General features: G+C 41.2%; 11 protein-coding genes. 10 read left to right on the forward strand and 1 reads right to left on the reverse strand.

Translation table 11 applies throughout. The features are described from left to right. Positions 1-1,342, reverse strand: a 1,342-nt coding sequence (locus NT145_07715) for a recombinase family protein (GenBank protein ID MCX5782566.1), incomplete at its 3' end; no start/stop codon positions are given. 97 nt (positions 1,343-1,439) lie between these two features. On the opposite strand from NT145_07715, the gene NT145_07720 reads away from it, so the two are divergent. From NT145_07720 to NT145_07765, 10 genes are all read left to right on the forward strand, one after another. Continuing rightward, complete coding sequence (locus NT145_07720) at positions 1,440-1,640, forward strand: helix-turn-helix transcriptional regulator (protein MCX5782567.1); 201 nt, start codon at positions 1,440-1,442, stop codon at positions 1,638-1,640. A 22-nt stretch (positions 1,641-1,662) separates the two neighbouring features. Beyond that, the gene (locus NT145_07725) at positions 1,663-2,136 is read left to right on the forward strand and encodes a hypothetical protein (GenBank protein MCX5782568.1); all 474 of its coding nucleotides are present in this window, start codon (positions 1,663-1,665) and stop codon (positions 2,134-2,136) included. Positions 2,137-2,356: 220 nt separating this feature from the next. After that, complete coding sequence (gene nikR, locus NT145_07730) at positions 2,357-2,764, forward strand: nickel-responsive transcriptional regulator NikR (GenBank protein MCX5782569.1); 408 nt, start codon at positions 2,357-2,359, stop codon at positions 2,762-2,764. 56 nt (positions 2,765-2,820) lie between these two features. After that, positions 2,821-3,501: a hypothetical protein gene (locus tag NT145_07735; protein MCX5782570.1), complete on the forward strand. Its 681-nt coding sequence runs from the start codon at positions 2,821-2,823 to the stop codon at positions 3,499-3,501. Between the two features lie 22 nt (positions 3,502-3,523). Continuing rightward, complete coding sequence (locus NT145_07740) at positions 3,524-4,219, forward strand: energy-coupling factor ABC transporter permease (protein MCX5782571.1); 696 nt, start codon at positions 3,524-3,526, stop codon at positions 4,217-4,219. Between the two features lie 4 nt (positions 4,220-4,223). Next, on the forward strand, positions 4,224-4,535 hold the full coding sequence (locus tag NT145_07745; GenBank protein MCX5782572.1) for a PDGLE domain-containing protein: 312 nt from the start codon (positions 4,224-4,226) through the stop codon (positions 4,533-4,535). Next, positions 4,519-4,872, forward strand: a complete 354-nt coding sequence (locus tag NT145_07750; GenBank protein MCX5782573.1) for a C-GCAxxG-C-C family protein — start codon at positions 4,519-4,521, stop codon at positions 4,870-4,872. Before NT145_07745 ends, NT145_07750 begins: the two co-directional genes overlap by 17 nt. Before the next feature lie 48 nt (positions 4,873-4,920). Then, positions 4,921-5,184, forward strand: a complete 264-nt coding sequence (locus NT145_07755) for a hypothetical protein (protein MCX5782574.1) — start codon at positions 4,921-4,923, stop codon at positions 5,182-5,184. A 66-nt stretch (positions 5,185-5,250) separates the two neighbouring features. Beyond that, positions 5,251-6,309: a hypothetical protein gene (locus tag NT145_07760; GenBank protein ID MCX5782575.1), complete on the forward strand. Its 1,059-nt coding sequence runs from the start codon at positions 5,251-5,253 to the stop codon at positions 6,307-6,309. Between the two features lie 31 nt (positions 6,310-6,340). Then, the gene (locus NT145_07765) at positions 6,341-7,219 is read left to right on the forward strand and encodes a metal ABC transporter substrate-binding protein (protein MCX5782576.1); all 879 of its coding nucleotides are present in this window, start codon (positions 6,341-6,343) and stop codon (positions 7,217-7,219) included. Positions 7,220-7,292: the final 73 nt, after the last annotated feature.

Consider the following 7,292-nt stretch of genomic DNA (forward strand, 5'->3'; position numbering starts at 1 on the left):
AATAAGAAATACCCTGAATGAATTTTTTTGCCCAAAGACTTTTCTCAAGTCCTTTTCGTCGTAGTGAGCCTGTCGAACTACTCCGCAGGCCTTTCACAAACAAGGTCAGGGTTTGTCCGAAAATTTCTGGGGAAACTTTCGGGGGCTCCCCAGGCAGTTCGAGTCCTGCGCAGCCGCTCGATAGCTCACTTTTATTCGTAGCATTCAAACCATCGTGAGCTTGCCCTGAGCTTGTCGAAGGGAACCCAATGCGGTTGCCCGCTTGTGGACTATTAAGTTTAAATATCAAACTATCAATGTACTGCTTGTCTTGGGATATTCTTTCAAGGTTTTGAAAGACATAATCTTCAAGCCTGTCCGCGCTCACCTGCCTAGTTCCGCAGCTTTCCCAATCTCTCTTAAAAGTTTTAGTACAGCGATAGTAATAATAGCGAGTTCTTTTTCCGTCTTTGTATTTGTTCGTGTGGCAGGGCGTCATAAATGAATCGCACTCACGGCACTTTAAAAGCCCTGCCAAAGGGTAATCTTTATATAGTTTCGCTTTCAACTTTTTCTTTTTGTGAATTTCCTGAACGGCGTTAAACATTTCTTCCGAAATGATCGGTTCCTGTATGCCCTTAAAAACTTTGTCGCCGTGTTTTACCTTTCCGGTATAGACCACGTATCTCAGCATATTTTGAATGGAGCTTTTTGAAAAGGGTATTCCTGTCCTGTAAGTGATCCCTTTATTTTTCAGGTCGTCATAGATTTTCGAAATCGAACGGCATTCAAGATAACTTTCATAAATGCTTTTTACGATCCTTGCTTCGGCTTCATTTATTATCAGTTTCTTATTTTCCTTTTTGTAGCCGAACGGCACAAGCCCGCCGTTCCATAGGCCTTTTTGCGCTCGCTCATAAAGCTTGTCCTTTGTCCGTTCGCTTGTGAGCTCTCTTTCAAACTGAGCAAAGGTCAGCATGATGTTCCGCAATAGCCTGCCCGAAGGGGTGGAAGTATCAAACCTTTCGGTTACGGAAATAAAATTAACTCCGTATTTTTCAAAGAGTTCAATTAACTGGTAAAAATCTCTTGGCGATCTGGTCAATCGGTCAATCTTATAGGCAATAACGAGGTTAATTTTATTTTCCCTGATGTCGTTCAGCATATCGGTCAGGCCCGGGCGGTTCATGTTCGCGCCGGTGAAACCAGCGTCAACATAGGATTTGTAAATTTCCATGTCTTCCTGACTGTTGACGAACGATCTAATTTTCGCTTCCTGCGCCTCGCAGGAATTAAACTCAACTTCTGCCTGATTGTCCGTGCTCACTCTGGTGTAGATTGCGCATTTTAGTTTAATTTGCATTTTAGCCCCCTTAGTGGTAAAATAACAACAAAATTAGTGCAATATATTCTGGCAATAGAATTATAGCAATATATTGTCATAGAGGTCAAGGGCTAAAATGTTAAGCGAAAATATAAAAAGGATCAGGCAAAAGAAAGGTTTATCTCAGGACAAATTGGCGAAAGTCGCCGATGTCACCCACACAACCCTCGTCAAAATTGAATCGGGCGCAAACGATAATCCCACTATCAAAACCCTCCAAAAGATCGCAGGTGCTCTTGAAGTAACTCTCGATGAGCTTATAAAAAAATCCAAATAGGGGAGCGGGTCAAACGGGCAGTGTGAACGGCGTGAACGCGCCTGTTTGGAACTGCTTGGGTGGGCGGGGAATAAATGAAGTTTCAACCGCATTACAAACCCTGACCTTGTTTGTGAAAGGCCTGCGGAGTAGTTCGACAGGCTCACTACGACGAAAAGGACTTGAGAAAAGTCTTTGGGCAAAAAAATTCATTCAGGGTATTTCTTATTCAAAACAAAATATTATTGTTGAGCTCCGCATGTTTGAGCCGCAGGCTCCGTCAATAATGCGAAATCCCCAGTCTGGGATAAATTTAAAGTCTTTCTCACCCGAAAGTCCTAGTCAATCAAGTCAAATTCAATCGTGCGAAAATAAAAAAGAGGAAAGTATTAAACCCTCCTCTTTCTTAAATGCTGAGTTTGAAACTCTAAGATTGGCTCCGCAGTCCGTTTCTTTTCGAACTGTGGATATCATTCTACCAAACATGATTCACGGTTGCAAGCGTAAGGATATTTGAAGTGATCGGTTGATTCGCAGGCTTCGGGCACGAATGCGCCCTCGCACTGCTTTGATTCGGCTTTCCCTTCGCTCCCGCTCAGGTGGGCTCCCTCGCCCGCTCAAAACGATTTATTTTTTTATTCCTGCGCGCAAAAAATAGTTTTTCAGAAACTTATTGACAAGAGTGTGAAATATTAGTATATTACGTTTATTAAAAATGTATGCAGGGAAGGTTAATTATGGTAGGATTAGTTCGTTTCGGGGTATCATTACCAAAAGAACTGTTAGATAAATATGACGAAGTGATTCGTCAGAAGAATTATCCAACAAGGTCTAAAGCTCTTGAAGATATGATGAGAGCCGAGATCTCGCAAAATGAGATAACTTCGGATGCAAGTACCGTTGTCGGATGTATCAGTATAATTTACGACCATCACAAAAGAGAACTTCTGAATAAACTTACGGATATTCAGCATGATCATCAAGACGTAATTCTGTCCTCCCAGCACATACATCTTGATCATCATAGTTGTTTCGAACTTATAATCGTAAAAGGAGAAAACAACAAAGTGCAGGAGCTTTCTAATCTCATTAGGGCGGTTAAAGGCGTGAAGCACGGAAATTTGCAGATAACATCTTCAAAGTAATATATTTTTTGCCTTGCCGTAGCACGAATATTATATTGGTATTCATCTCATAATAAATGGACAAACAAATAATGATGTGTCCCAGGAGATTAGCAGTACTTGCAGGTGCATTTATTGTAACGGCGAGTTCAATACTGGGGCTATTTGCAGCCTATCCTCTTGCGACTGATGATGCGGGGACGGTAAAACTAAATTCGTATGAGCTAGAAGCAGGGTATGATAATTGCCGCGATGAAAACAAATTATTAAATCAATCATGCGGAATATCATTTAAGCATGGCATAACAGAGAAAATGGATATCGGATTATCGGTGCCTCTTCAGGTAAGCCCTGTAAAGGAAGAGCGGTTGGGTGAAGCATCAATCATATTAAAATTTTCGTTGGTGCGGGATATTCTTGCGGCCTCTTTTTCAAACGAATTAGGCGGGAAAGACTACTTTTTAAATGCAATTTATACCAAAGAGTTTCCATCCGTGATATTTAATTTGAACGCCGGCTATCTTTCAACCGGAGACGAGACTGTAAAGGGGACAGGAACATACGGAGCTTCCTTTGAAATTCCCATAAAGAAATTTGAGGTAGCAGGAGAAGTTCATGGCCAGGAAGGCGGAACAGGAAACGGTCTGGTTGGATTGAGATATAGAATTTCAGAAAGTATTTTTGTCGCAACCGGGTTTTCAAGGTTATTTGACTCAAATACCAATAAGGTGACGGCTGGATTTCACTCAGAGTTTTAAAATTCACAAATAGGAGGAAAGTATGCACATTCCAGATGGGTTTTTGGATCCAAAAATTTCAGGGGGTTTGCTTGGAGCAGCTGTAGGGGTTTTAGGTTATTGTTTAGGGAAGGTCTTAAAGGCTGTAACGGCTGTAGTTCCTCAAAGGGTGCTTGCTACTGTTGGCAACGGGATAGGAAATATAGGAATGGCCGGCAAACGTATCTTAACCAAGATAGGAGAAAAAAAGCTATATCAGATGGGCATTGTCGCTGCATGGATATTTTCTGCTCAAATGTTTAATTTTCCGATAAATTCCGGTACATCAGGCCACCTTATAGGCGGAGTCTTTGCGGGAGTATTGCTCGGGCCTTTTGCAGGGACAGTTGTCATAGCAGTAGTCTTGATCGTGCAGTCATTATTTTTTGCTGATGGCGGTTTCATGGCACTCGGCGCAAACATTACAAATATGGCAGTATTTGGCACTTTTGTAAGCTATTATATTTATGCATTATTAAAAAAATATGTCTCTGAATTAGCAAGCATCGCAATAGCTGCCTGGTTCTCGGTTGTATTGGCAGCTTTTGCCTGTTCATTAGAAGTTGGTTTGTCCGGAACAATCGCATTAAGCAGTGTAACGATAGCTATGATGAAAGTGCATTTTATAATTGGTATTGCAGAGGCAGTGCTTACTGTGCTATTGCTTAAATTGTTTAATAGGGAGAATATCCATAAATAAGAAATTGATATTTCCTTTTGTTCTCGTAATCCTTGCAGCAATTTTTGCTTCGCAAAACCCGGATGGTTTGGACAAAGTATCTCAAATACTCGGTTTCGCAAGTAAAGGGATAGAACATTCATCTATTATGACAGGATATACTATTCCATTCCTGGGAACGTCAAAGCTTTCAACAGTATTTGCAGGGATTGCCGGAGTATTACTAATGTATGGATTTTTTATCTTGCTCGGTTTTTTGCTGAAAAAGTGTGAAAATTTGGCCCAAACCAACATCCGGGGTTGGTTCGTTGGCAAAAATAATGAAAGAAAAAGCTAAAAACCATTTTTTGGGATTGAACGGGTACAAAAGGCTGAACTGTGCTATGGCTGTGGCAGAAGCTTTTCACGAAAAATATCCTCTGGATTCGAAACATCTGGAACAGCTAAAATCCTGCGGCGGGGGAAGAGCACCTGCCGGCATATGCGGCAGTATTTTTGCCGCAAAGGTTATTATGGATCAGTACTTACCGGGCAAGTCCGGCCAAGTGTTAAGCGAATTTGCTTCAATTGCCGGCTCGGTAAAATGCGGTGAAATAAGGAGATCCAAAAAGCTTTCCTGTGTGCGCTGTGTGGAACTTTCCGCCGAACACCTGCTTTCTGTTTTGCCGAGATAAAGGCAGTTAAGAGTTGATTTCATAAGCAAATTTTATTAAACTAAAAGCATGAAACGCCTGGTAAGCATAATCATCGCGGTATCTTTTCTTTCGCTTTCATCGATGGCGTCTATCCATTTTCATGCGGATAATGTTCGGCATGATAAGTGCGAGTTATGCATCGCATCGCTTGGCCTGCAAGCGGTATCTATTGATAATTCTGTACTATCATTTGCCAATCTTTCACTTCTTTGCACTATAACCGAAGTTATTTCACCGGTACCGGAAGTTGCTTTTCAAAACATTTCTAACCGCAGTCCTCCTTTAAGCTGAACAAACCCGTAGTTAAATCTTAAATTTTCCTAAAGAATATTTCATTTTTATTGTATTGGAGGTAGGATGCAAAAGTATTTATTGATTCTTATATTTGTTATTGCGGCGTTATTTATTGATAGATATATATATGCAGGCGTAATCAACCCGGACATTTCGGTAATTGGGCAGGTCAATACGATTTCAACAGATGACAAAAGTTCGGAAAATTCCGGCAAAGCCGTTACTAATATCGGCGAGACAGAAATAATGTTTGAATCATATCTTAATCCCTATGCAAGGGGGACATTTGTTTTTGCGATATGCCCCGTACATGGCCTTGAAACGGAAGAGGCGTTTATATCCATATTTAAAGGCCTCCCTGATGGGCTGGCGGTGAAAGCCGGCAAATACAGGATCGGCTTTGGCAAACTGAACCCCGTTCATCCTCACGCTTATCCGTTTATGGAAGCGCCCGAGGTAATGAAAGAGATGCTGCCCGGTGACGAAAGTTTCAACGATACCGGCATAGATCTTTCCTATCTTACGCCGGTTTACGGAAGCTGGGCTTTAAATGCAACGGTGGGAACTCTGAACGGCAAGTCTTTCCATCCGGATGATACTAAAGCTGATTCCGCCTGGATAGGACGATTGTCAAATTCTTTTCTGATAAACGATTATGCTCCTGCGGAATTCGGAGCCTCGGCAACTCAGGGGACAAATGACACTCTTTGGAATGCTAAAACCTCCGTTTATGGGGGAGATTTTAAAGTAAAATTCAAATCTCTTACCCAAAATACGCTTACTGTCCAAGGCGAATATTTTTATAATAACAGTGATGTGGTTATTGATACAACTACCGGAAATTACAATACAATAGGAAGGAACGGTTTCTATGTTTTTACCGATTACGCGTTTAACCAAAGGTATAATGCCGGGGTTATATATAACCAGTATCAAAGAACATCCAACAAGGAAATGACTGATAGATCGGTCAAGCTTTTTACCGGCTATACCTTACTTGAAGAAACGACCCTTTTCCGTCTTTCGTATGAGAAGTTTTTTCCTGATGGTGAGGAACCGGTAAATACCTATATGTTCCAGATACTTTTCAGCATGGGGCCGCATAAGGCGCACCAATTTTAGCGGATAGAAACTTCATAATAAGGAGTTCAAAATGAAAAAGACATTAGTTCTATTTTTAACATTATTTGTTGCAGGGATTTCATCGGTTTATTCCGCACAGGTAAAAATCGCGTCCGCTTTGCCGGACCTCGGTTCAATAGCTTCATATATCGGCGGGGATAAAGTCGAAGTCTTCTCAATCGCAAAAAGTAATTCAAACCCGCATTTCGTTGAAGTACTGCCTTCGTATATGATAAAAGTTTCACGGGCGGATATTTATCTTAAAGTAGGGCTTTCTCTGGACCAGTGGTCGGATCAGATAATTGACGGGTCACGCAATAATCACCTTGAAACAGTGGATTGTTCTAACGGGATATCCGTATTGCAGAAACCGTCCAAAGTTGATTCTTCAATGGGGGATGTACATCCTGAAGGCAACCCGCATTACTGGCTGAACCCTTCAAACGGGATAGTTATCGCAAAAAATATTTTAGAAGCTCTAAAAAAGGAAGATCCCGAAAATAGTGCTTTCTATGAAAAAAACTATGAAAAGTTCAAAACAGATACCGAAAAAAAATTGACCGGATGGAAAAAAGCTTTAGCTGAGCTTATATCCAGGGGGATCATAACGTATCATTCTTCCTGGGTTTATTTTGCGGACGCTTTTAACTTAAAAATCGTTGGAAATGTTGAGCCACTTCCAGGTATACCTCCAACAGGCAAACATCTTTCTGAACTTGTTGACAATATCAAAAATAACCATATTGCTCTGCTACTACAAGAACAATATTTTCCGGATGAAGCGCCCAGGTTTCTTGCGCGCCAGACCGGAATAAAAGTAATAAAGGTTGCCCCTTCCTGCGATGGGGTTAAAGCTGAAGATTATTTCGGCCATTTTGACGATATTATTGGACGGATACTCAAGCAGTGATATGCCATAGAACTAATGGAGGGACTTCGTTATGATGATATTTCAGTATTCCTTTGTTGTAAATGCGCTTCTA

Source organism: Elusimicrobiota bacterium (assembly GCA_026388075.1).
In the GTDB taxonomy this organism is placed as follows: domain Bacteria; phylum Elusimicrobiota; class Endomicrobiia; order Endomicrobiales; family JAPLKN01; genus JAPLKN01.